The organism is Thermosynechococcus sp. TG215, from assembly GCF_031583455.1.
Lineage (GTDB): Bacteria > Cyanobacteriota > Cyanobacteriia > Thermosynechococcales > Thermosynechococcaceae > Thermosynechococcus.
The window spans coordinates 505,679-528,713 of sequence record NZ_CP134178.1; the positions used below are offsets into that span (position 1 = coordinate 505,679).

The following is a 23,035-nucleotide window of genomic DNA, read 5'->3' on the forward strand; positions in this document are numbered from 1 at the left end:
CGGCCAACTACCGCTTCTGAGAGAATTATAAACATGGCAGCAAAAACCTTAAGACTTTGTTGAGTTTCTTTAGATTTTCTGAATATTTGACACCAATCTAGGGATACAGAACTTACTCTAAAATAAGGGATACCTCCAGCAGATCAGAGGCTATCCTGCATCAACTTGTCCAGTGCTGAGCGTGGCCAATCTATAGGACACTGAACAATCGAGAATTGGCCTAGACCACTTTCTAATCAGCACTTGGCGCAGTCTGAAACCCAGTTCTAGGCTGGCATTACGCGCAGCAAGCTAAACCGGAATTACGTTCATGCCGCGAGCTCTATGCGGTCTTGAGCGGATTTTCTACAAACCTAGGCTATACTTTGGGAATGCAACTTTTGGGCAGAAACGATGATCCTGTCCTGACTTTTGCGAACTGCTCACTCATGTAATGCTGTGGTTTGGATCGAATATGCTTGCTCCCATTCTTGTGGCACAAGCCGCTCTAGCAACTCCACCCCAACATGCATCCACTCTGGTACAGGGATATTCGCTTCGCTCGAATGTTGTTGTCCAAGCCAATACTGTACCCGCCAATCTAAGACCCCCTGAAGTCCCCTCGCCACCTGCGGCAACGGCCTACGTCACACCCACCAATTTTGCCTACTTCCCCCAAGACATTCGTCCTTTACCCGGCAAGTTGGACGATGTCCCCGTGTTTAACAGCAATAGTCCAGAGATGGTGCGCTCTGAGGGGATTCTCCTCTCCACCTTTCCACCCCACGGGAAATGGCAACCGGCGGCTCACCTCAACTATCCCTTAGAGGGGCGCTTTGATGTCTTTGCCCACCACATTACCCAATCCAATCGGGCGGTGAGTACGCCAACCCTCTATTTGGGGCTGCTTGCCTATAACCCAACGGATCGCTATGTCACGGTGAGATTTCATCAAGCCGCTAGTTTTTTAAGTACGCCAGATGCTCCCTTCCGCAATTTGCCCGCCATGCTCGATAACCCCACGGGCTTTGTTTTTTCAGGGCCTGGGAGTCGCGTCACCAACCAAGTGCTGCGGGGGGTACGGCAGACGTTCTTTCCCTCACAGATAACCATTCCCCCTCGCGAAGCGCGGATGCTGGCGAATTTGCCGCTGCCGTTGCCCACTCAATTTCCCAATGCGGTACTCAATCGGGTTCGGGCAGAGTTTATGCTCAATGCCGATGGCAGCGTCGGCCCCAAGTTACCCCTAATCCCGGATACAAATCCCTTTGGTGAGGTCTCCTCCTCCAATGGCCGTTCCACCCTGATGTATTTAGAAAGTAGTGGCCCGATTTACTTAGCGCAAATGTCAATGTTTGCCCGCATGAACGAGCAGGGCACCGAACGGGCACCCACCCTAGAGGAATGGTGGGCAATGCTCCATCGCGGTCAACTGGTTACCCCCCGCGACATTCCACCCACGCCCCCCAATAGTGGTCAGTTTGGGCGCTTCTTTTATGGCCGTGTGGCCGGTGTCAGTCAAGGCTCTCGCTGGCAAGCCACCCTCACCGATGGCCAAAGCCATGGACAGGCTTTAACGATTCCGGCACCGGGGCGAGCCATCTCCTATGGCATTAGTACGCTGCACCGCGGCACCCTTGGCACGGGTCAAATTCAAAGTGCCCCCATGTTGGTACGCTATCCAGACACCGCCTACTACGCCCATGGCAATTATGGTGTTCACTATAGTTTGACCTTGCCCTTGGTCAACAATACCCGTCAGTTCCAGTCGGTGGTGCTAACGCTGCAAACCCCTCTCAAACAAGATCACCGCAGTGTCGTCCTCCAATTTTTGGAACCCCCGGCTCCCCAAGTGTTTTTCCGGGGAACGGTGCGTGTTCGCTTTACAGATGATTTAGGACAGAGGCAAGAGCGCTATGTCCACTTGGTACAGCGGCGGGGTCAGCGGGGAGAACCATTAGTGACATTAAATATGCGTCCAAGTGAAAAACGGGATGTTATTGTGGATCTACTCTACCCACCCGATGCCACCCCACCCCAAGTGCTGACAGTAGCGACATTGCTTGGTCCTAGCTATGAGAACACGACTCAAGTGCCGGCCGCTCCCAATTCTTTGTCCCTCACACCCGTGACGACACCCTAGGAGTGACGAGAGTGGGCGATCGCGCCGCGTGGCCAAAGGACAATCGCCTTGTTCTCATTGGGGATGTCCACGGTCACTATGAAGGCCTGTGCCGTTTACTGGATCTCATCTCACCTCGGGTGGGCGATCGCCTGTACTTTCTTGGGGATCTGGTGGATCGCGGGCCGAGTAGTGCCGCTGTCGTGGAATTTGTGCGCCAAGGTGGCTATGGTGCTGTGCGCGGCAACCATGAAGATATGATGCTCCTCGCCTTTAAGGGCAAACAAATCAATCCTGCGCAGCTTTTTGTCTGGTCAAGGAGTGGTGGCAATGAGACCCTTGCCAGCTACACCTCCACGGAGTTGCTTTGGCAGCACTTCGACTGGCTGCACAGGTTGCCCCTTTATCAGGATTTGGGCAATGTGTTGATTGTCCATGCTGGTCTTGATCCCAGCCTGCCCTTAGCACAGCAAACCAGTAAAGAGTGCTGCTGGATCCGTGAGCCGTTTTTAAGCCACCCCACCCCCTACTTTGCGGATAAAACGATTGTGATCGGCCACACGATTACCTTTACGTTTCCCGATGTCCAAGCAGGACAAATTGTGCGGGGTGCTGGCTGGATAGACATTGAAACCGGTGCTTATCATCGCCGCAGTGGCTGGTTGACGGCGCTGGATTGGACGAATCAATGGGTCTATCAAGTGAATGTCCTCTACGGCGGTACCCGCCAAGGGGAACTGGAAACATTCCTTGTGGATTTGGCAGATTTCTCTTGGAGCACGAGCTAGCGCTGCCGCCATGCCGACCACAAAAGACACGCAATGCCGATATTAATGGCAATATCCGCCACGTTAAAGACGGGAAATTGAATCCAGCGAAAATCCAAGAAGTCAACGACTTCGCCCGTGAGAAAGCGATCAATGCCATTGCCTAAGGCGCCACCCAGTAAACAGCCATAGCCCACTTGCTGCCAGCGATTTAATCTCGGACCGAGCACCGCCCAAGTGATCAGACCCAAGCTCACGATGAGAGACAGCCAGCGCAACCAGACACTGCCATTGGCAAAGAGGCTAAAAGCCGCCCCAGTATTTGTAACGTAGGTAATGTGAAAGACACCGGGGATAATGGGCGTTGTTTGCGGCGGCACTGTTAGGGCATAGGTGGCCACAATCCATGCTTTCGTCAGGCGATCGCTAATTAAGGCGAGGCCAGCCGCCCACCAAAAAAGGGGATTTTTGATCTTGAGCCGCTGACTACTCATCCCACAGGACTAAGGGCGGCCACTGAGACCCGTGCCGCCACCTGTTGGGCGATCGCCCGTAGGGCTTGCGCCGAAGCAGACTGCGGATCCGCAATGAGAATCGGTTGACCCAAATCTCCCCCTTCCCGCACGGGCAATTCCAAAGGCACCTGTCCTAAAAGGGGTACACCCATTTCCGCCGCCAAGGCTTCGCCGCCCCCACTGCCAAAAATGTCATAGCGACGATTGGGCAAATCGGGGGGAATAAAGTAGCTCATATTTTCCACTAGCCCAAGGACTGTGACTCCCAACTGCTGAAACATCCGCAATCCCCGCCGCGCATCCCCAAGGGCAACAGGTTGGGGCGTTGTTACAATCACTACACCTGCCATTGGTACCGCTTGCGCCAGTGTGAGTTGGGCATCCCCAGTGCCGGGGGGCAAATCCACAATCAGATAGTCCAATGCGCCCCAATCGCTTTGGTAGAGAAATTGGCGAATAATGCCATTGAGCATGGGACCGCGCCAAATGACCGGCTGATCACGATCAATCAGGAAGGCCATCGACACCACTTTCAAACCATGAGCTACCGGAGGTAACAGGACATCGCCTCTGGCTTCCTTGCGCACTTCGACAATGGCATCCTCTAGCCCCAGCATCGTGGGAACATTCGGCCCATAGATATCCGCATCAATAATGCCAACGGCAGCCCCCGCTTGGGCAAGGGCAAGGGCTAAATTCACCGCAACGGTACTTTTGCCGACCCCCCCTTTCCCACTGGAGACGGCAATAATGTTCTTGACTCCTGCTACATCGGTGCGATCGGGCAGGCTCTTTTGCTGCGGCGTTTCAGCGGTAACCGCCACTTGCACATCCATCACCCCCGGCAGAGTAAAGACGGCCTTCTTGCAATCCTCGACAATAAATTCCCGTAGGGGACAAGCCGGGGTTGTCAGTACCAGTGTAAAGCGAACCGTGCCATCCTCAATGGCAACATCGCGGATCATGTTGAGTTCCACTAGCGATCGCCGTAACTCGGGATCTTCCACAGGACGGAGAACGGCCAACACAGACTCAACAGTAAGGGGGGCACTCATGCAGGTGATTCGTTACATTCGCTACTTAGATAGCGATCGTACCATCGTTGGGCAGATTCCTCCGCCAGCCACAGCAGCGATACAGCCAACGATGCAAGCCAAGACCGCTCTCAGACAGGATCACACCCCCATTTGCCTACACTATATTTCAGAAAAGGGCGGTATTCTGGAAAGTATTAGCCATTTGGGATCAGAAGGATTGCAACGTTGACTCACTCCACCCTCCACCAACCCGCCACAGCCGCCGGCCAAGGCCTGCAACGCCAACTTATTGTCATTCTTGATTTTGGGTCGCAATACTCCGAACTTATTGCCCGCCGCATTCGTGAGACCCAAGTCTATTCCGAGGTCATTTCCTACCGCACCACTGCTGAGCAACTTGCCCAATTAGCCCCCAAGGGCATCATTCTCTCCGGTGGCCCCAACTCCGTCTATGACGAGAATGCTCCCCAATGTGATCCAGAAATTTGGAACCTCGGCATTCCCATCCTTGGCGTGTGCTATGGCATGCAACTGATGGTGCAACAGTTGGGGGGAACTGTGGAGCGAGCCACCGCTGGCGAGTATGGCAAGGCAGCGCTCTTTATTGACGACCCCACGGATCTGCTCACGAATGTTGAGCAAGAAACAATTATGTGGATGAGTCATGGTGATAGCGTCACCGAGTTGCCCCCCGGTTTTCGCGTCTTGGCGCATACCCACAATACGCCAATGGCGGCGATCGCCCATCCAGAGCGGAAACTCTATGGCGTTCAGTTCCACCCAGAGGTGGTGCACTCCGTGGGCGGTATTGCCCTGATCCGCAACTTTGTCTATCACATCTGCGATTGTGAACCCACTTGGACAACGGCTGCCTTTGTCGAAGAAGCGATCCGTGAAGTGCGCGCCAAAGTGGGGAACAAACGGGTACTCCTTGCCCTATCGGGGGGGGTGGATTCCTCGACACTGGCCTTTTTGCTCCACCGCGCCATTGGCGATCAACTCACCTGTATGTTCATTGACCAAGGGTTCATGCGCAAAGGCGAACCGGAGCGACTCCTCAAGCTCTTTCAAGAGCAGTTTCACATCAAGGTGGAGTACGTCAATGCCCGCGATCGCTTCCTTGCCCAACTGGTGGGCGTCACAGACCCCGAAGAAAAGCGCAAACGCATTGGCCATGAATTTATCCGCGTTTTTGAAGAAGAGTCGCAGCGGCTAGGGCCTTTTGACTACCTTGCTCAGGGCACGCTGTATCCCGATGTCATTGAATCGGCAAATACCAACATTGACCCGCAAACCGGCGAGCGCGTAGCGGTGAAAATCAAGAGCCACCACAATGTGGGCGGTCTGCCGGAAAACCTGCGCTTTAAGCTGGTGGAACCCCTGCGCAAGCTCTTCAAGGATGAAGTGCGCCAAGTGGGGCGATCGCTGGGTCTGCCCGAAGAAATTGTGCGGCGGCATCCTTTTCCCGGTCCCGGTTTAGCGATTCGGATTCTGGGGGAAGTGACCCCGGAACGCCTAGAGATTCTGCGGGATGCGGATCTGATTGTGCGGCAGGAAATTAACCGCGCCGAGATGTACCACGACTTTTGGCAAGCCTTTGCGGTGCTGCTGCCGATTCGCACTGTGGGGGTAATGGGCGATCAGCGAACCTATGCCTATCCAGTGGTGCTGCGGTTTGTCACCAGTGAAGATGGAATGACCGCTGATTGGGCACGGGTGCCCTACGATCTCCTCGAGCGCATTTCCAACCGCATTGTCAACGAGGTGCCGGGGGTGAATCGGGTGGTCTATGACATTACCTCCAAGCCACCGGGAACCATTGAGTGGGAATAAATTTGCCAGAAAGGGGAGCGATCGGTTTAACTGGGAGAGATGGTGGTGTGAGTGATGTGGCATGAATGGCAAATGGACGCTGGCCCTTGGCTTTAGTGCAGGTGTATGGCTGCCCCTCGCGGCAACGGCGCAATCTAGCCCGCCCCAATGGCAAATTGAGGCTCGGCCAATAACTCACCCCACCTTTGAAGTGGCACCAACGGTGGAAGCACTGCCCCAATGGCAAGCCGTTCCCGAACCTAGGGGCGATCGCCCGTGGCAGCCAGCAACGCCAGAAGAACTGGCGCAACCCATTTTGCCCCCTGTAGCTGAGCAGGCACCGACACCCGTCATTGCCGAGGAACCCCAGTATCGCATTCCTCCCTTAATGCGTCCGCCCACCCGTCTCTTTAACTTGGAGACTGCCAATATCTTGCCGGAGCAAACCCTTGAACTACGGGGGGGAATTCGCAACTATGATCCCCAAGTGGCTGGGGGCGGCGGCGGTCTGCAAATTTTCTATGGCTCCATTGACTATGCGATCAATCATCGCTTGCAAGTGAGCTTTAGTGGCAATTACTACGACGATCCCTTGGGACGCTTGGTGAAGGGGCTACAGCCCGACCTTCAGTTTGGGGCGATCGCTGCTGGTCTCAAATATCAAGTGCATCGCGGCGAGAATCTATCGGTGGCTGTGGCTGGCTCCCTAGAGGCAGTACGGGTGCGATCGGACAATTTCCTCTTTGTGCCGGGTGCCGCACGAGCCGGAACGTGGACGGTTGCCGCCTCCTTGCAAGCGCCAATGACCTATTCCTTTAATCCCCAGTTGCAGTGGCACTTTACGCCCAACCTCACCTATTTTCCCGACACAGTGAACAAGGGAGGGGAATTTTACGGCACGAACTTCAACTTTGGCACAGGCATCAGTTGGCAGCCCCATCCTCGCTTTAATCTTTTTGCCGATGTCAATATGCCCGTCGGTCCGGGGGGCAATGCCGTGCGCAGTAGCGATGGCGCGATCGTCAACCTGCCCGTGTGGAGTGCCGGTGTGCGCTTTCTAGTGAACCCTTCAGTGAGTATTGATTTGGCAGCCACCAACGCCTTTGGCATTACACCTGCAAGTCGTACCTTGGCTTTTTTGCCCGGTGCGGATCAAGTGGGTGTCATGGCGGGATTAAGCTATACCCCCAATATGGGGCCTGATTTTGCGCCACCCTTTTTGCCCAGTTTTCGCAGTGGGCCTCGGCAACCCCTCACGGATCGCGATCGCCAGCTTTTACTCAATGGCCTCACCCTTACCTCCCCCAGCACCCTTGATCCGGGGATGCTGCACCTGCGGGGCAATAGCGGCACCACAGGAACCGGTTTTCAGGTGGGCTTTGGTCTTGCCTACGATGCCCAATTTGCCATTGCCATTGAACAGTGGGAACGCGGCGAAACCCTCATCGAAAACATCAACTACAGCGGTAACTTGCAGTTGGGGCTAGCAGCGAAGTTGCGTTTCCTCGATCAGGCTCAAGGGGATCCCTTTTCTTTGGCCTTTCAAGGCTCATTTAATCGTGGCATTAAGCAGGGGGGAGGTGGCAGTCGTTCCCTAGGCGGCTTGGAACTGGCCTTTATGTATGAGCCAACCAAGAATGTGGCACTCCTGTTGAATCCCAAGTTGGGCATCTTTAGTCCCAGCCAAAAAATCGTCGGTGGTGTGGGGGTCGGCCTCAATGTTGAGGTAGTCCGCAACCTCCAATTCATTGCCGAAGCCACGCCGGTCTTTGGGCAAACGGGGGTCTATAGTGCCGGCTTGCGTTACGTCGTGCCCCAGTGGGGACTAGGCATTGATCTCTATGGATCAACGGCAGTCGGCAGCAGTATTCCCAATGCAGGTCTTGTCGGTCAGGGGTCGCCGGGGGTGGGGGTCAACCTCCATTGGCTGTTTGGCGGATCGCGGCCACAGGAGAATTAAAGTCATGCAAACTCAATAGTTGTTAGTCCCCCCTCAAGCGCAATGAAGGGGAAGAAGGGGCTAACGCCTAACTGCCGTAGATGCCTTTATCATCCCGTTGGAAGAGGCGTTTGATGTGCTCCCACGCCTTAATGAGGGCATTTTTTTCATCGTTGGACTCCTTCAGCGCCTCGTTGTAGGCTTCGACAAATTTAGACTGAGCGGCCTCCGAGAGATCTGCGCGTACCTCTGGGGAAATATCCTCTGGCCCAGACAACTGCCCCTCAGGCTGACGCGGAATTTGCATCTCCGTAATGGCTGCCTCTTGACCGCCAGCGGATTGCAATAGGAGAAAAATCTCGCCGGCTTTGTCCTCAGGGACTTCAACGACCAGCAAAAATTCACCTGCCTGTACCCGCGTTTGATAAATGGCAGCTTTGTCCTGCGGCATCCCCAAGGAAATCAGTGCGGATCCTAGGCCGGCGCCCAAAGCACCATAGAGCGCACCACTGGTCGCCCCCAAAAGGGCAGCCGCCAGAGGGCCAGCAGCAGCCACAACGCCAATAAAAGGAATAAACAGAACGCCGACTCCGGTCAGCAAACTCAGCAGTGAACCAAACACCGAGCCATAGAGGGCACCCGTGGTGACGCCATCCAAAATAATATCTTTCTTAGTAATAAATCCACTAATGCGGGCTTCAGACTGAAAATTGCGGCCAATGATTGAGATATTTTCCTTGGGCACACCGCGATTCAAGAGTCGTTCGATCGCCTCTTTGACTTTGGCCTCTTCCTTGAAGGTGGCCGAGACACATTTTGTTGCTGGTTGAGCAAAAGTCGTACGCATTGATGGGTTTCCTCATCAGGACATGACCCCAGTATAGATACGAGCAATTATCGTTGACACCGAACCTCCAAGGTGAGGAAACAGAACGCTCTCCCCACTCGACTAATCGCGGGCAAGGTTTTCAAAGCGAGTGTATTGGGGGTCAAAGAGGAGCTTGACGGTGCCCACTGGGCCATTGCGGTGCTTGGCAATCAGGAGTTCACAAATGCCGCGATCGGGGGTGTCAGGGTTGTAATATTCATCGCGGTACAGCAGAATCACTAAGTCGGCATCCTGTTCAATGGAGCCGGATTCGCGCAAATCAGACATCAGGGGGCGTTTATTTTGCCGTGATTCAACACTGCGGCTGAGTTGGGAGAGGGCAATGACAGGGACATTGAGTTCCCGCGCCAGTCCCTTGAGGGAGCGGGTAATTTTGGAGAGTTCCTGCACCCGACCTTCGGTAGTTTCTTCGCCACCCATTAGTTGCAGATAGTCAATCAAAATGAGGCCGAGGCCATTGGGATGCTCGGCATGGAGACGACGGGCAGTGGAGCGAATCTCCCCAAGGGTGGGATTGGGAGTGTCGTCAATGTAGATGGGCAGTTGCGAGAGAATACCGATCGCCCGACTTAGGGGTTCCCACTGGTGTTGGCTAATGCGCCCTGCGCGCAAATAGTTGCTGTCAATGCGGGCTTCGCTGGCAAGGAGACGTTGCACCAGTTGCTCCTTGGACATCTCAAGGCTGTAGATCGCCACCCCCAGATTATGAATTTCGGCAATGCGACGGGCAATCTGTAGGGCGATCGCCGTCTTGCCCATTGAAGGACGACCGGCAATGATAATCAAGTCCGATCGCTGGAAGCCTTGGGTCATGTTGTCCAGATCATAGAAATTGCAGGATAGACCCGGCTGAATATGACCGATCGCCCGCTGCTCCAATTCCGTAAACGTGCGGGTAAGAATTTCATCGGTGCGGGTCAATCCCTGCTGAATCCGATCCTGCGTCACACTAAAGATCTGCTGCTCGGCCTGATCCAAGATCACATTCAATGAGAGGCTGCTATCGTAACCCAGCTTCACCACATGGGTACCGGCTTCAATAAGCTTACGGCGCAGGTATTTTTCCTTGACCAAGAGGGCGTAGCGATCGATATTGATCGCGCTCACTGTGCGCTCGACCAGTTCCGCCAGCTTGGTGTGCCCCCCAACTCGTTCCAATAGCCCCTGATCCTGTAGCCAAGCGGTAACGCACAGCAGATCCGTGGGGCTGCCGCGACTGTGGAGCGAAACCGCTGCCCGATAGATCTCGCGGTGGGCACTGAGGTAAAAGGCCTCAACCGGCAAAATATCCACCACGCGGTTGATGGCTTCCGGGTCTAAGAGAATACCCCCCAAGATCCACTCTTCCGCTTCGAGGTTCTGGGGGGGAATCAGTTGGCTATCGGGCTGAAAACTTGGCTCCTGAACCATCAAGGAGGCTAGCCCTAATCGGCAACGACTTGGATATTGAGTTTGACACTCACTTCGGGGTGAAGCTTGATTTCAGACGTGTAGGTGCCCAATTTGCGAATCTCCGGCAGAGTTATTTCGCGACGATCGATGGTTTCACCCGTAATCGCTTGAATCGCATCGGCCACATCTTTGGGTGTAACGCTGCCAAAGAGCATATCTTTTTCGCCCACGGGCATTGAGATGGTAATGGTGGCCAGTTTTTCGAGGGTGGCTTTTTGTTTTTCAGCAACGCCTTTGAGTTCGGCAAGCCGCTGCCGTTCTTTTTCTTGGAGCCGCTCTACGCGCCGCAGGGCACTGGGGGTTGCTGGCTCGGCAATCCCTCTTGGAAATAGGTAATTACGGGCATAGCCGGGGGCGACTTCGACAACTTGACCCATTCGCCCGAGTTTATTGACGGTTTCATTCAAGACAACTTGCACCCGCTTTGCCATGGGGATCCTCTTTCATTGAACTGGATGGGTTAACAGCAAGCGTCAGCGCTGGTGGCTACGGCTGCTATTTTAGGACAAATAAGTATTCTATAGCCTCTCGGCAGCAATTGCGACAAAAAAAGGGCAGAACGCTGTTCCACCCTTGTACCGAGTTTGTTCCAAAGTTAAGGGTTCACTTAGAGGGGATGGAAGAGCAAGTCGGGATAGAAACGATTAAACTCAATCAAAATCCCAGCGGTAATCGTCATCCAAATGGCGGCCAGCACGGGCGCGGTGGAAAGATAGGTCAAAAAGTGTTTCATGGTACTCGTCCTTATGACAGTCAACAAACAGTGAAGCTAGCGAGGGGAAACGGTGATTTCGTTGTCTTTGGCGGTGAGTTCACCCGATGCCAGCTCCTTGAGGGCAGCCAATGGCCAAGCAAACCCCGTGAGCATGCATTTGATGGCAAGGGGCACATCAATAATGATTTCTTTTTCATTGGCCTCACCGCTGTTGCGCACAGCAATCAAGTAGGCGCGACCCACCCAGCCAATCCAGCCGGCAATGTACAGGAAGAGCACACTGGGAATGAGAAAATCACCGGCACGGCTGAGGCGACCATCCACAACGAGGTGGGGCAAACCATCTTGGCCGCATAGGGCTTGGCTGTAGCGCTCAAACCGTTTTTGACCGGAGGCGGGATCAGCGGTGGTATTCACAGCAGCGGCAGCACGTTTTTGAAAGGCAGGAGAATCTTTGCAGGGGACGAGTCCTGCCACATCAGCGGCGGCTAGAGGGGTAAAACCTAGCCACAGGGTCAAGACAAGGAGTAGGGCTAACAATCGACGCATGGAGTGTTGTCCTCAAATGCAGACAGGTCAAAGTGCATTCACGGAGAGAGCAATCCCTCCCAAAGCTGCCATCATTTTAGCGGATGGGCTTCAACCCAACCCTAGGGGAAAGGTTAATAATTTTTACGAGGGCAAATGCTGACTAATGCTTCCTCTGGCGATCGTTCTATGGTTGATTGGTGCTACCGCACAAACTGCATCTATTGAGCCAGACAAAGCTCCTTTGCTAGACTGGATCTATTGCTGGATTTGACTTTGAAACATCTACACATCGGTGGCGCTGGGGGGAGAGCTGACCCACGGTGATTTCGCAACCATGATAAAGTGTTTCTCCTATTTTACCCCCCATGGATGCTGACCTGACCTTTAACTTGCCCGACCAAAAGATCCTCGAGACCTTACCTGCCCAACAGTTAGTGGCGATTATTTTGCGTCAGCAGCAAATTATTAATCAACTCCGCCATACCCTCTCGCAGATTCCCGGCGCCCCTGAGGTCGTTCACCTTGAGACCCCACCCCCCTCAGAACCCCATCTGGCACTGGTGAGTGAGGACACGGTTTGTTATTTTCCCTTGACAGGGGGGAACTGCTGGACCATTGGCCGCAGTGAAGACAATTCCATTGTGCTCAGCGATCGCTGGATGTCACGGAACCATGCCATGATTCAGCGCATGGGACAGGGGGAGTTTTATCTCATTGATCTCGGCAGTCGCAATGGCACGTTCGTCAATGGTCGCCGCGTCAGTATTCCCGTGGCCCTGCACAATGGCGATCGCATTACCTTTGGCCAAACGGAACTGGACTTTTTTAACGAACCCTTTGCCTCCCTATTTGCCGAAAATGCCACTCTGTCTTTGCCTCAATCCGAAGGCTCCTCCACAGCACTGCTCCATGTCCGCCGCCTGTTGACGGTTCTGGTGGTGGATATTCGTGACTTTACCAAGCTAACGCGGCAACTCGAAGAGGAGCTACTGTCGGAGCTAATTGGCACGTGGTTTCATCGGGCGGGCGAGATTATTCGTCAGTACGGCAGTTGGGTTGATAAGTACATTGGCGATGCGGTCATGGCGGTTTGGATCCACGAAAGCGAGGAGATTGGCTATCAAGAAATTTGCCACACCCTCTCTGCCTTAGAGGATTTACGGCTGATGACGGGAGAACTGCACCAGCACTATCCCTTGCCGTGGCCACTGCGCATTGGTTCTGGTTTGAATACGGGCTATGCCATGGTGGGTAATACGGGGAGTGGCGATCGCCCCGACTATACTGCTCTGGGAGATACCGTTAACGCTGCCTTTCGCCTTGAGAGTGCCACCAAAACCATTGCCGCTGATCTGGCTATGGGGGCAACCACCTACCACTACCTTGTGCAGTCTTGTCCAACCGTTGTCCCCTTTCGACCCCAAGTGCTGAACCTCAAGGGCTATGATGCTCCTGTACCCGCCTACGTGGGCAGCTTTGATGACCTCCATCGGTTCCTTGCCCAAGCCATCAAAGGGAGGGACACCCTGCACTAAACACCTGAAAAAAGGGATTAAGGGACGGCCTCCCTCTGATATTATTGAATCACCTGTAGGGGGCAGTCTAGACATCAGTCTATTGTGGGCGTGATGCCTCAGTTTCCTCTGTCACCCTGCTGGCGATCGGCTACCGCCGCCTGCGCTCGCTGTGCGATGTGGTCAGTTCTTTGCTTTGACTCTTAATGAACCGCTGTTTTTTGTAATGACCTGTGAGATTTGGGAGGTAAAGGAATTATGCAACGTTTGGGCCGCTGGCTAGCACTGGCTTACTTCGTGGGCGTTAGCCTGTTGGGCTGGATCAACTGGAGTGCCCCAACCTTGGCGGCAACTGCATCCACCGAGGAAGAACTGGTCAATGTGATAGATGAGAAACTTGGCACTGCCTATGGTGAAAAAATTGACCTTAACAATACCAACATTGCCGCCTTTATTCAATACCGGGGGTTATACCCAACCCTAGCTAAGTTAATCGTTAAAAATGCCCCCTACCAATCCGTTGAAGATGTCCTGAATATTCCCGGCTTGACGGAGCGGCAAAAGGAAATTCTGCGGGAAAACTTGGATCACTTTACGGTGACCGAGGTGGAAACGGCTCTCGTTGAGGGTGGCGATCGCTATAATAATGGGCTATACAAATAACTACCCTCATTAGATCAATTTTGGGTTAGCGTTGACTCCCGCAACTTCTGGATTTGATGTCTTAATCATTGGCAGTGGTGCTGCGGGTCTCAGTGCTGCCCTTGCCCTTCCCCCTAGCTATCGCATTGGCCTGATTACCAAAACTGACCTTCGCCAATCTGCCAGTGGCTGGGCACAAGGTGGTATGGCTGCGGCCATTGACCCGGCGGATTCTCCCCTACTCCATGCCCAAGATACCCTTGCTGCGGGGGCTGGCCTCTGTGATCCAGTGAGTGTCCAGTTTTTGGTTGAGCAGGCACCGGCACAGGTGGAGCGGCTCTTGGCGATGGGGGTAGCTTTTGATCGCGTGGGCGATCGCCCGGCTCTGACCCTCGAAGCGGCTCATTCTCGTCCTCGGGTACTTCATGCCGCTGACACCACAGGTCAAGCCCTGATTACAACACTGCTCGAACAGGTCACTGCTGCACCCCATATCGCGCTTCTGCCCAATAGCTTTGTCTTTGATCTGTGGCTAGAGTCGGGACGATGCTGTGGGGTGTGTCTGTTGCGTCAGGGACAACTTCAGTGGCTGCGCTCGGGGGCAGTTGTTCTCGCCACAGGGGGCGGCGGTCAAGTTTTTGCCCAAACCACGAATCCCCCCTTAAGCACTGGCGATGGTGTGGCAATGGCATGGCGGGCAGGAGCACACATTCGGGATGTCGAGTTTTTCCAATTTCATCCCACCGCTCTTGCCGTTGAGGGAGCACCGCGATTTCTGATCAGTGAAGCAGTGCGCGGTGAAGGGGCACATCTCATAGACCACACAGGGCATCGCTTTGTGGCGGACTACCATCCTGCTGGCGAGCTGGCACCACGGGATATTGTCAGTCGCGCCATTTACCGTCACCTTCAGCAGAGCCATGCCCCCCATGTCTGGCTGGACTTACGACCGATTTCTCGCGATCGCCTGCACTACCGTTTTCCGAAAATCATTGCTGTCTGTCGGCAGTGGGGCATTGATGTTGAACAGCAACCCATTCCCGTGTCTCCAGCAGCCCATTACTGGATGGGAGGAGTCGTCACCGATTTACAGGCCAAGACCAGCCTTGCCGGCCTCTATGCCGTTGGTGAAGTTGCCAGTACTGGTGTCCACGGTGCCAATCGCCTTGCGAGTAACTCCCTTTTGGAATGCTTTGTCTTTTCAGCTCAACTGGCACATCTGCACCCTCAGCCCCTTCCCTTGGCGGTGTCCCCTGTTAGCCAGCAAGCCCTTGAAATTGAGCCAGTGAGTTTTCGGCAGTGGCGCCAAGATCTGCGGGAACTCCTGTGGCAAAGTGCTGGCATTTGTCGCGATGCTCCCACACTGATGGCCGCTCTTTCCCAAGTGAAAGAATGGCGCCAAGAATTGCTGGCTCATCCGATTGCGATCGCCCTTCGTGAACTCAACCCCAATCACTGCTATACCCTCAGCAATACAGCCGCCCAGACAACTCTTTGGGAATGGGGCGAGCTACGCAATCTCTTGGACATTGCCTACTTAATTCTCAAAAGTGCCCTCTTTCGGGAGGAAAGCCGCGGAGGCCACTACCGTCAAGACTACCCCCAACCCGATCCCAATTGGCAAATGCACACCCTAATTTGGGGAGAGCACTGGCAAAAAGCGGCAATTCAAGGCGTCCAGAGTAAACTATAGTTGCTATAGATTCCAAAAATTTTTTGCGGTGATCTATCCCTATGATGCAGTCACGGCGTGTGCAGGAAAGTTTGGTGGGTCTGGTGATCCTTGCGGGCTTAGCCACATTAGGGGTCGGCCTACTCTGGTTGCGGGGCAACCTTGCCGGTACCAATAGCTACACCCTTGAGGTGGAATTGGATACAGCACCCGGCTTAGCGGTGGGGACACAGGTGCGCTATCGCGGTGTCCAAGTGGGTCGCGTCACGGCCATTGGGTTTGACGCCAATGGTGTCCAAGTGAGTGTGCGCGTCAATAATGTGTTGATTCCCCGTAGTGCTGTACCGGAGATTCGCCAGTCGGGCTTTATTGGTCAGGCTTTCTTGGACTTTACCCCCAAGGAGCGAGTACCGGAGATTCCCGAGGGCGTCACTGCCTTTGCCCCCAAGTGCCAACCAGACTTGATTTACTGCAATGGCGATCGCGTGACGGGCGTCCGAACAGCCAGCCTCGAAGACCTCATACGGGCAGCTACCCGCTTTACCCTAGCGCTGGAAGAATCAGGGATTATCAATAACGCCAATACCCTCATTCTGGGCGCAACCCGCACCGTCAATCGTGCCGATCAATCCCTGACGAAGGTGACCACTGCCCTCGATAGTTTCAACGCCCTCAGTAATGAAGCCCGTGCTGAACTACGGAACTTTAGCACAGCCTCGCAAGCGGTGACCCGTGCGGCCAACCAGATCAGTGAAATGGTTGAGGTCAACCGCAACACGATTAACTCCGCCTTGCGCAACATTGATGGCGCGGCCCGCGATCTGAGAACCACGCTTCATGCCCTTCGTCCCCTGACCAAGCAGCTGGAGCAGGGGGAATTATTGGCCAATTTGGATGCCCTCATTAAAAATGGTGCTGAGGCAGCAGCCAATCTCAATAAAGTCTCTGGGACACTGAGCAGTCCTATCATTATGCTGTCGATCGCCCAAACCCTAGATGCAGCACGGGCAACATTTATCAATGCCCAAAAACTCACGAATGACTTGCTCAAACTCACGGGCGATGAATCGTTCCAGTCTGATTTGCGACGCCTCATTAAAATCCTCAGCCGCCTACTGGCTTCGAGTGAGGAGCTTGAGCAGCAATTCTTGGCACTCCATGCCACTTCCCTAGGAGAAACTCAGCCACCACCCCCCAACCCTGCCCCGAGTCCAAGTGTGGCTGCGACGCCCCCCAAAGAGGAAGAAGCTGCCGTGACCAGTGATCCCTAGGTTGGCAATTGGTTGAGCGGGCGGTTTCTGTGCTACCCATACAGGTAAAGCGCACTTCGCTACGACGACGGGAAACATCTGGATTGCGGTTTACTGGTGCGAGTTGACCATTGAGCCAGTAGAGCTGCCCCGCAGAGTAGGCGCGAAATTTCAGGCCAGCCAGTTTGGGTTGTTTTGCTTGGGCCTTGCGCAGTTCGTTGGCGATCGCCAGTGCCCGCATCAGACCGAGATCAGCATTCGAGCCGGGGGTCAAGCGGTTCAATGTATTACTGGCTGCCGCCTGCTCTAGCAAGGCAAGGATTGGCGTTTAGTACAGCCCTTTTCCAAAATATCCCGTGCCCAATCCCGACGTAAAAATCCGTAACGTTGATTTTAACGAGCTGTTCGGGTTTCTCCTGTGCGGGTAAAGCGCACTTCGATACGACGCCGGGAAGCATCTGGATTGCGGTTCGCTGGTGCGAGTTGACCATTGAGCAAGTAGAGCTGCCCCGCAGAGTAGGCGCGAAATTTCAGGCCAGCCAGTTTGGGTTGTTTTGCTTGGGCCTTGCGGAGTTCGTTGGCGATCGCCAGTGCCCGCATTAGACCGAGATCAGCATTCGAGCCGGGGGTCAAGCGGTTCAATGTATTACTGGCTGCCGCCTGCTCTAGCAATGTATCGAGATTACTGCCACTGCCTTGATTGGGCTGGCCGTCGGTATGGCCAATGATTTCCACGGTGTCAATACCATACTTTTCACGGGTATCCATAACCATTGAGGCTAAATTTACCCAAATGTATTGGCGAAACGGTTCAGAGAGTTGCGCACTGCCCGCAGGGAAACGAAATTTTTCATTATCTGGAATAAAGAGAATCGGCGGCGGTCCTTGGACAGTCTGTTGGGTTTGAAGCTGTTTTCTCAGTTCATTCACTTGTTTTTGATTAACAATCATAAAAATCATCATGAAAAACGTGATTAAGCTCAAAATCAGCAAGCTGCCAGACATCAGATCCGTGTAGGACATCCAAGGGTTGAAGTCCTCTGATTCCTGTTGCCAAGAGCGACGGAGTGGGCGCATAGACAATTACCTAAGTTTGCGTGGGAGCGGGTGTAATTTTTTGGGAGAGAGTCACCAAGTTGCCATTGATTTGCTCAAGGGATTGAACGGCTTTGGTCATTGATTGGCTAGAGTCTTGGCTGTGTTTCTTCAATTGGCTTAACTGCTCGTTGACCACTTGGGTAATTTGATCCGTCACTTGCTCTAGGCACTTCTCAAGGGCTTTGATCTGGCTCTGGCGATCGCCATCGCTTGCGGAGCGTTGCTTGCGATAGTTTTCAAAGCTATTTCTGAGAGTTGTTAACTGGTCGGTGAGGGATTTATATTGCCGATCCAACTGCTCTGTGACACGGGAAATTTGGTTTGCGGCTGTACTCAGTTGTTCGACATGGGAGGTATTCTTCCTCAAAAGAGTGAGCAACTGCTCTTGACTGGTTTTGTTCTGCTCAATAATATTGGACACTTCCGTGCAAAACTTGCTAACACCAAAACGCACTTGCCGCAGTTCCTCATTCCCTTGGAGGAGGTGTTGGCCAACATCATTACTAAGTCGCTCCATAGAGCGCAGCATCGTTAGGAGTTCCTGTTGATTTTGGCTCAGGGTATTTTGTGATCTTTGGGCGATCGCCAGCAGTTCCGTCAGTTGATCTGCGACTTGTGCCAGTTCCGTGGACTTCTGCGCCACTTGCCGATTCACCTGCTCAATCTGGTTGACCAAGCCCAAAACCATGTCGTGAATATGTCTAAAGGTGGTCGTGGTGGTGCTGAGATCGCTGGCAATTTCCTCAAAATTCACGTGGGTGCGATTGACCCGCTCTAGGGTTTCTGAAACCTTGGTGGTCAGGGCAATCACTTGACTATTCAGTTCTTGCGATCGCGCCGCCGCTGTCGTCAACTGATCAATAAACTGCGCAAGTTGCTGTGTTGCCGTACTAAATTTCTCCGCAAACTCGCTATTTTCCAATGTCTGCACTGCGGTCTGAAAGATATTTGCCCCAGACACAAGATTGCCCGCTGCGTTATCGATTCTGGCAAAGACCCTCTCCGCTAGCTCAATATTCCTGCTGTACATTTGCCTAAGATTGGCCAATTCCCGCTCGAGGGGTTCTCTAATTGCGCTAGTGACAGTTTCATGGAAGTTCTCTAAAAAGATAGAAAAGTTGTCATCAATGGATTTAATCAACCGTCCAGTGGGGTTTCGTTGTTCACTAGCTAGTTCATGATCCAGATACAGTTCTACAGCTGTGAAAAAGTGCCGCCGTGCCAAAGTGGTATTCCAAATAGAATTGATAAAGGTTAGCAAAATTCCCAGCGAAAGGCTGACCAAACTCGACACAAAGGCCAGCGCCATTCCCCGCAGCGGCTGACGGAACCGAGTGAACAATTCCTGAATCACAACATTCTGTTGGGCAGGATTTTCCCCTTGAAGGGCAGAAATATCCAGTGTTCCCAAGTTGTCGATGATGCTAAAGACATTGATCGTGATTCCCAAAAACGTGCCCAGCAACCCAATCGCAATCAGTAAGTTGGGGGTTACCCGTGTCAGGTACTCAATTTGTTCTAGGGACATGCCCCACAGCCGTTCTTGGCCAAGCATGTAGTCCACCAAGGTAACTGTATTGATCTCGTCGTACTTTTCTAAGCAGCGCGTCATCCGCTGCCGCAGGTTCTGAATGAGAACGGGCGCTTGTGTCGTCTCACTGGCCACAGCCCACTGCCAGCGGATAAACTCCATTAACCGTAAAAAAAGGCGCCACCGCAGCACAGCACTCATAAAGGCAATGAGGATCGGCGTGCCAATAAAGAGTTGGAGGATGGGCGAACCCTGCACCTCTTCTAGAAACAGGCTAAACAGCTCCATTCTTTTTACCTCAGGGAAAACAATGCGTTATTGCTCTAGTTTGTCTTGATCATCCTCATCTGCCGCGTCAACATCTTGTTGCTCAGGGGGTGGTGACTGATTGAGTAGGCGATCGCTCCGAGTTGTACCCGAGGTCAATGTTTGGCTCCAGCGATCCTCAATGCGTTTGTCCAGTTCCTCAATCAACTCCTCAAGAATGCCCTTTTGGGCAATCTCCGTGAGGCCTTGAATCTCTGTCCCTGCCACAATTGGCACCATGGCAAAGTTAATGTGATCGGGTGAGTAGGCGCGAATTTCCTCAATGAGTGTCATCACATGTGGCCGATAGTCCTTTTGCCATTGCGGGGGATTACTCACTAGAAGCTCAATTACCCCATTCAGTTGTTGGTGAAGGACATCTGTTAATGTCATGGTACGTTGATCTTGGTTGCGAATCTGCACCCAAGTTAATTGATCAATAACGACTGACCAATCATTCCCAAAGGTAATTTTCCTGCCCTTGTTTTTAGGATCAAAGACAAGATTATCGCCCTCTAGGGCAAACATTCTCAAGCCGAGGCACTTAAAGAACAGCTCCTGCACTTCCCGCACCACTTCTGGCGGGGGCGGCAAAATATCCGTGAGCGTAATCGTTTTATTGGTATGCAGGGCGTCAAAATTGCCCGCGTCGCCTCGGTTTTCGTAGGCATACTGGAAATTCTTGGCCGTCAAATCATTGATCAACCGCAGGGGAAAGCCGGCATACTCCGTCATGAAAATCACTTGATGCTGTTCTGACGCCGGCAATTGCACCCGCTGTGCATTCCCCAGTATCCCTGTTTCCGTCAGCAGTTGGGTAAAGGCCTGCACATAGGCATCCTCTGTGGGGGGTTGGTGATAGGCAATGAAGACCGTTCGCTTATGGGGGGCGTTGTTAAAATAGCCGTCATTAAGATTCAGAGGCAGCAGAATGTCCGACTGATTCTTCAGCGATGTTAAATACGCAATCAACTGCTCGCGGCTGCCCATTTCCATAAAACGCTGAATTGCCGATCCCCGCAGTGCCAGCATCAAGGTCGAAATCCGTCTGTCCACCACTTGATCAAGGGCAATGGGAACTTCCGCTGTAAACTGGGGTTTGAGGAAGCGTTCTAAGCTCGGTGGCGCCTCTGTGCTGACAACCACTGCTTTTTGAATCACCTCAGTAGAAAGCTGTTCCAGAGCCAAGCGCCGCTCCCCTTCCTTGGGGGGCAACACCGCATTAATCGCATTTTCGGTGTCTTGGGGATTGACAATGGGCAAGCCAATTCGCTCTTGAACATTGACTTCCGAGAGCTTTTCACCCCGCCGTTGCAGTACGAGGATATTTTCTTGGATGAAGTTGCGTAACTGCACCAACTGGGCAATTTTTTGATTCGTAAATACAATCAGGTCTTCTGTAGCCACCCGGGCTTGACGACTCACCTGCGATTGGTAATTTTGGCGAGCGAGGGTCAGCACTTGATCCACAGCCACCCGAAAGGCAGTTTGAATTTTTGCCGTTTTGCCAAAGGGAAGAAGCTGCCCCTGAATTGCCTGCACCTCATTTTGCAGTTGGGTAGTGATATTGCGCAGTTCCGCATCAGCATTTTGGGGACGATTCGCCTCGTATTGAGCACGGACACGCTCGAAGTTAGTCTTGAGTCCCTGTAGCCAGTTAATGGCATTGTCGAGGCCAAAGAATTGGTGATCTGGTTGCAGGATTTGCTCTAGAAATTTTTCAATACTGGCTTTGATGTCATTGGTCACGTCTGACGTGTGCTCAACAATTGGCGTGAGCCAAACCCCCCGTTCTTTGCTGTTCTCTGCAGGGCGCACATAGTTCAGCAGTGCCATGGCATTCTGGGGAAATTGCGTTTTTAACAGATCTTGTTGCCCACGGGATTGGGCTGCACTAATTTGACTATATTGATCGTTGCGCCAGCGTTCTAAATTGGCACTTAGCGTTCCTCCCTGCACGGGGACTTTTTCTAACCGTTGTTTCAGCAGTTGCCCTAGATCATCCGTCCCCCAGTCAAATTGACTTGTATAGAACTGCTGCATTTGGCTGTTAGTGGGGGCTTGACCAAGACCATTTTTCCAGAACTCTAACACTTGAATTTTGATTTGGTTGGCGGCCAGCAAATTGATCTTGTCTTGGGGGAAGTAAATGCTCGCCAGTCCAGTGGCCATGTAGCGCTGGCGATTTGGGCGGGGGTGTTTATCGTATTCTTCGGTGGCATCAATGGAACGCAAATTGTCACGGGCAGAGATTGCAGCGGCAGCCGTCGCACTACTACTCAAAAAGAGGCAAATTTTCTGAGCAATGGTGTTGGCGATTTTGCCCTTGGCGTTGGGATCCGTTGGGGGAATGATGAATGTGCCGCCGGGGGTGGCGTTGGACATCAAGTAGATGTAGTCGTAGGGCGGGCGAGACTCCCCTAGACGGCGTTCGCCGGGGTATTGGGCATTAAAAATGGTGCCCTTGCGGGTGTAATAGTCCAATTCCTTGAGGGCAGCGTAGCAGTTGGCCTTGACGACATCGTTGCCACCGTAGAGATCGGGACTGACGACAAAGTAGCCGTAGGTTTCAAAGTTGGGCACACTTTCGGCAAAGAGCCGCCGCAGAATGTAGCCGATATCGAGAAACAGGCCGCTACCGGTACCGCCGCACAGGGAACCCGCCACAAAAACCCGTAACCCCGGCCTGACTTCGATGCCACGGGCAATCAGGGCACCCGCATCAGCACCAACCACACGGCCATGGGCTAAGTTCAAGGTTCTCACCACCCGATCATAATTTTTGAAGAGGGCAAAACGACCCACTGCCCTCACGGCACCTGCTCCCTGCTCAATGGCGCTGAGGTTGCGAATCAGTTGATCGGGAAACCATTCAAGGATATGGTCGTCGGAATTTTGCACATAGGTATTTTTTTTCCGCCGTTCGTAGTTCTGCTTAAATTCATTGACTTCGTTGAGGGAAACGCGGATATGGACTTCCTCAGCCGGGGTAAATTCAATGCTTTGGCCTCGGTAACTGGGAATGGGCCCCCCGCGATCGGTATCAATTTGCACAAAACTGACGATGGGTAGATCGGCCAAGGAACCAAATTCTTCAATGATATTTTGGCGAATGCGTACCAGAACATCTCGCCCGGTGCCCCCTAGCCCTACGCAGATAACGGGCATAACGGTCAAATTATTGTTTTCTGCGGTATCTGTGGTAAACATCCAGCCCCCTATGAGTCTGCTGCTAAACGAAAGAGATCAACCTTAAGGAATCAC

19 protein-coding genes are annotated in these 23,035 nt (G+C 53.2%); 9 read left to right on the forward strand and 10 right to left on the reverse strand.

The window, feature by feature from the left end; translation table 11 throughout:
• Nucleotides 1–454: 454 nt before the first annotated feature.
• Together RHJ02_RS02315 and RHJ02_RS02320 are read left to right on the forward strand one after the other, a co-directional pair.
• Nucleotides 455–2,122, forward strand: a complete 1,668-nt coding sequence (locus RHJ02_RS02315; RefSeq protein WP_310800413.1) for a DUF3370 domain-containing protein — start codon at nucleotides 455–457, stop codon at nucleotides 2,120–2,122.
• A gap of 11 nt (nucleotides 2,123–2,133) precedes the next feature.
• Nucleotides 2,134–2,889, forward strand: a complete 756-nt coding sequence (locus RHJ02_RS02320; protein WP_310800414.1) for a metallophosphoesterase family protein — start codon at nucleotides 2,134–2,136, stop codon at nucleotides 2,887–2,889.
• Here the strand turns inward: RHJ02_RS02320 and lspA are convergent.
• Nucleotides 2,886–3,362: a signal peptidase II gene (lspA, locus tag RHJ02_RS02325; protein ID WP_310744754.1), complete on the reverse strand. Its 477-nt coding sequence runs from the start codon at nucleotides 3,360–3,362 to the stop codon at nucleotides 2,886–2,888. The two genes, RHJ02_RS02320 and lspA, sit on opposite strands and share 4 nt — an antisense overlap.
• Nucleotides 3,359–4,438, reverse strand: coding sequence for an Mrp/NBP35 family ATP-binding protein (locus RHJ02_RS02330; RefSeq protein WP_149820305.1), 1,080 nt, complete (start codon nucleotides 4,436–4,438; stop codon nucleotides 3,359–3,361). The genes lspA and RHJ02_RS02330 overlap by 4 nt, the downstream gene beginning before the upstream one ends.
• On the opposite strand from RHJ02_RS02330, the gene RHJ02_RS02335 reads away from it, so the two are divergent.
• From RHJ02_RS02335 to RHJ02_RS02345, 3 genes are all read left to right on the forward strand, one after another.
• A complete protein-coding gene (locus RHJ02_RS02335) occupies nucleotides 4,437–4,649 on the forward strand; it encodes a hypothetical protein (RefSeq protein WP_302678745.1) in 213 nt (70 codons plus the stop codon). The genes RHJ02_RS02330 and RHJ02_RS02335 overlap by 2 nt on opposite strands.
• Nucleotides 4,646–6,253 (forward strand): glutamine-hydrolyzing GMP synthase, encoded by a 1,608-nt coding sequence (gene guaA / locus RHJ02_RS02340; RefSeq protein ID WP_304941102.1) that lies wholly within the window; start codon nucleotides 4,646–4,648, stop codon nucleotides 6,251–6,253. The genes RHJ02_RS02335 and guaA overlap by 4 nt, the downstream gene beginning before the upstream one ends.
• Nucleotides 6,254–6,314: 61 nt before the next feature.
• Nucleotides 6,315–8,192 carry a hypothetical protein gene (locus tag RHJ02_RS02345; RefSeq protein WP_310800416.1) on the forward strand — a complete coding sequence of 626 codons (1,878 nt, stop codon included), beginning with the start codon at nucleotides 6,315–6,317 and terminating at the stop codon, nucleotides 8,190–8,192.
• 67 nt (nucleotides 8,193–8,259) lie between these two features.
• On the opposite strand, the gene RHJ02_RS02350 is transcribed toward RHJ02_RS02345, so the two are convergent.
• The 5 genes from RHJ02_RS02350 to RHJ02_RS02370 all read right to left on the reverse strand — a co-directional run bounded on the left by RHJ02_RS02350 (nucleotide 8,260) and on the right by RHJ02_RS02370 (nucleotide 11,776).
• Nucleotides 8,260–9,018, reverse strand: coding sequence for a ChaB family protein (locus RHJ02_RS02350; protein ID WP_206200907.1), 759 nt, complete (start codon nucleotides 9,016–9,018; stop codon nucleotides 8,260–8,262).
• A gap of 102 nt (nucleotides 9,019–9,120) precedes the next feature.
• Nucleotides 9,121–10,470 (reverse strand): replicative DNA helicase, encoded by a 1,350-nt coding sequence (dnaB, locus tag RHJ02_RS02355; protein WP_206200908.1) that lies wholly within the window; start codon nucleotides 10,468–10,470, stop codon nucleotides 9,121–9,123.
• A 14-nt stretch (nucleotides 10,471–10,484) separates the two neighbouring features.
• Nucleotides 10,485–10,943 carry a 50S ribosomal protein L9 gene (rplI, locus tag RHJ02_RS02360; RefSeq protein WP_302678747.1) on the reverse strand — a complete coding sequence of 153 codons (459 nt, stop codon included), beginning with the start codon at nucleotides 10,941–10,943 and terminating at the stop codon, nucleotides 10,485–10,487.
• Between the two features lie 176 nt (nucleotides 10,944–11,119).
• Nucleotides 11,120–11,245 carry a photosystem I reaction center subunit IX gene (gene psaJ / locus RHJ02_RS02365; protein ID WP_011058244.1) on the reverse strand — a complete coding sequence of 42 codons (126 nt, stop codon included), beginning with the start codon at nucleotides 11,243–11,245 and terminating at the stop codon, nucleotides 11,120–11,122.
• Between the two features lie 36 nt (nucleotides 11,246–11,281).
• Nucleotides 11,282–11,776 (reverse strand): Photosystem I reaction center subunit III, encoded by a 495-nt coding sequence (locus RHJ02_RS02370; RefSeq protein WP_206200909.1) that lies wholly within the window; start codon nucleotides 11,774–11,776, stop codon nucleotides 11,282–11,284.
• Nucleotides 11,777–12,123: 347 nt separating this feature from the next.
• Here RHJ02_RS02370 and RHJ02_RS02375 point away from each other — a divergent pair, with 347 nt between their 5' ends.
• From RHJ02_RS02375 to RHJ02_RS02390, 4 genes are all read left to right on the forward strand, one after another.
• The gene (locus RHJ02_RS02375; protein ID WP_225901623.1) at nucleotides 12,124–13,293 is read left to right on the forward strand and encodes an adenylate/guanylate cyclase domain-containing protein; all 1,170 of its coding nucleotides are present in this window, start codon (nucleotides 12,124–12,126) and stop codon (nucleotides 13,291–13,293) included.
• 237 nt (nucleotides 13,294–13,530) lie between these two features.
• Nucleotides 13,531–13,935, forward strand: coding sequence for a photosystem II complex extrinsic protein PsbU (psbU, locus tag RHJ02_RS02380; protein ID WP_302677231.1), 405 nt, complete (start codon nucleotides 13,531–13,533; stop codon nucleotides 13,933–13,935).
• A 31-nt stretch (nucleotides 13,936–13,966) separates the two neighbouring features.
• Nucleotides 13,967–15,607: an L-aspartate oxidase gene (gene nadB, locus RHJ02_RS02385; RefSeq protein ID WP_206200912.1), complete on the forward strand. Its 1,641-nt coding sequence runs from the start codon at nucleotides 13,967–13,969 to the stop codon at nucleotides 15,605–15,607.
• Nucleotides 15,608–15,648: 41 nt separating this feature from the next.
• On the forward strand, nucleotides 15,649–16,857 hold the full coding sequence (locus tag RHJ02_RS02390) for an MlaD family protein (protein ID WP_206200913.1): 1,209 nt from the start codon (nucleotides 15,649–15,651) through the stop codon (nucleotides 16,855–16,857).
• Nucleotides 16,858–17,229: 372 nt separating this feature from the next.
• On the opposite strand, the gene RHJ02_RS02395 is transcribed toward RHJ02_RS02390, so the two are convergent.
• Genes RHJ02_RS02395 through RHJ02_RS02405 form a run of 3 tightly spaced genes read right to left on the reverse strand, consistent with a single transcriptional unit; the run spans nucleotide 17,230 to nucleotide 22,981 of the window.
• Nucleotides 17,230–17,913, reverse strand: coding sequence for a hypothetical protein (locus tag RHJ02_RS02395; protein ID WP_302677235.1), 684 nt, complete (start codon nucleotides 17,911–17,913; stop codon nucleotides 17,230–17,232).
• A 10-nt stretch (nucleotides 17,914–17,923) separates the two neighbouring features.
• Entirely contained in the window at nucleotides 17,924–19,753 is a 1,830-nt protein-coding gene (locus RHJ02_RS02400) for a hypothetical protein (RefSeq protein WP_302677236.1), read from the reverse strand.
• Between the two features lie 27 nt (nucleotides 19,754–19,780).
• The gene (locus RHJ02_RS02405; protein ID WP_310453213.1) at nucleotides 19,781–22,981 is read right to left on the reverse strand and encodes a tubulin-like doman-containing protein; all 3,201 of its coding nucleotides are present in this window, start codon (nucleotides 22,979–22,981) and stop codon (nucleotides 19,781–19,783) included.
• Between the last annotated feature and the right edge of the window lie 54 nt (nucleotides 22,982–23,035).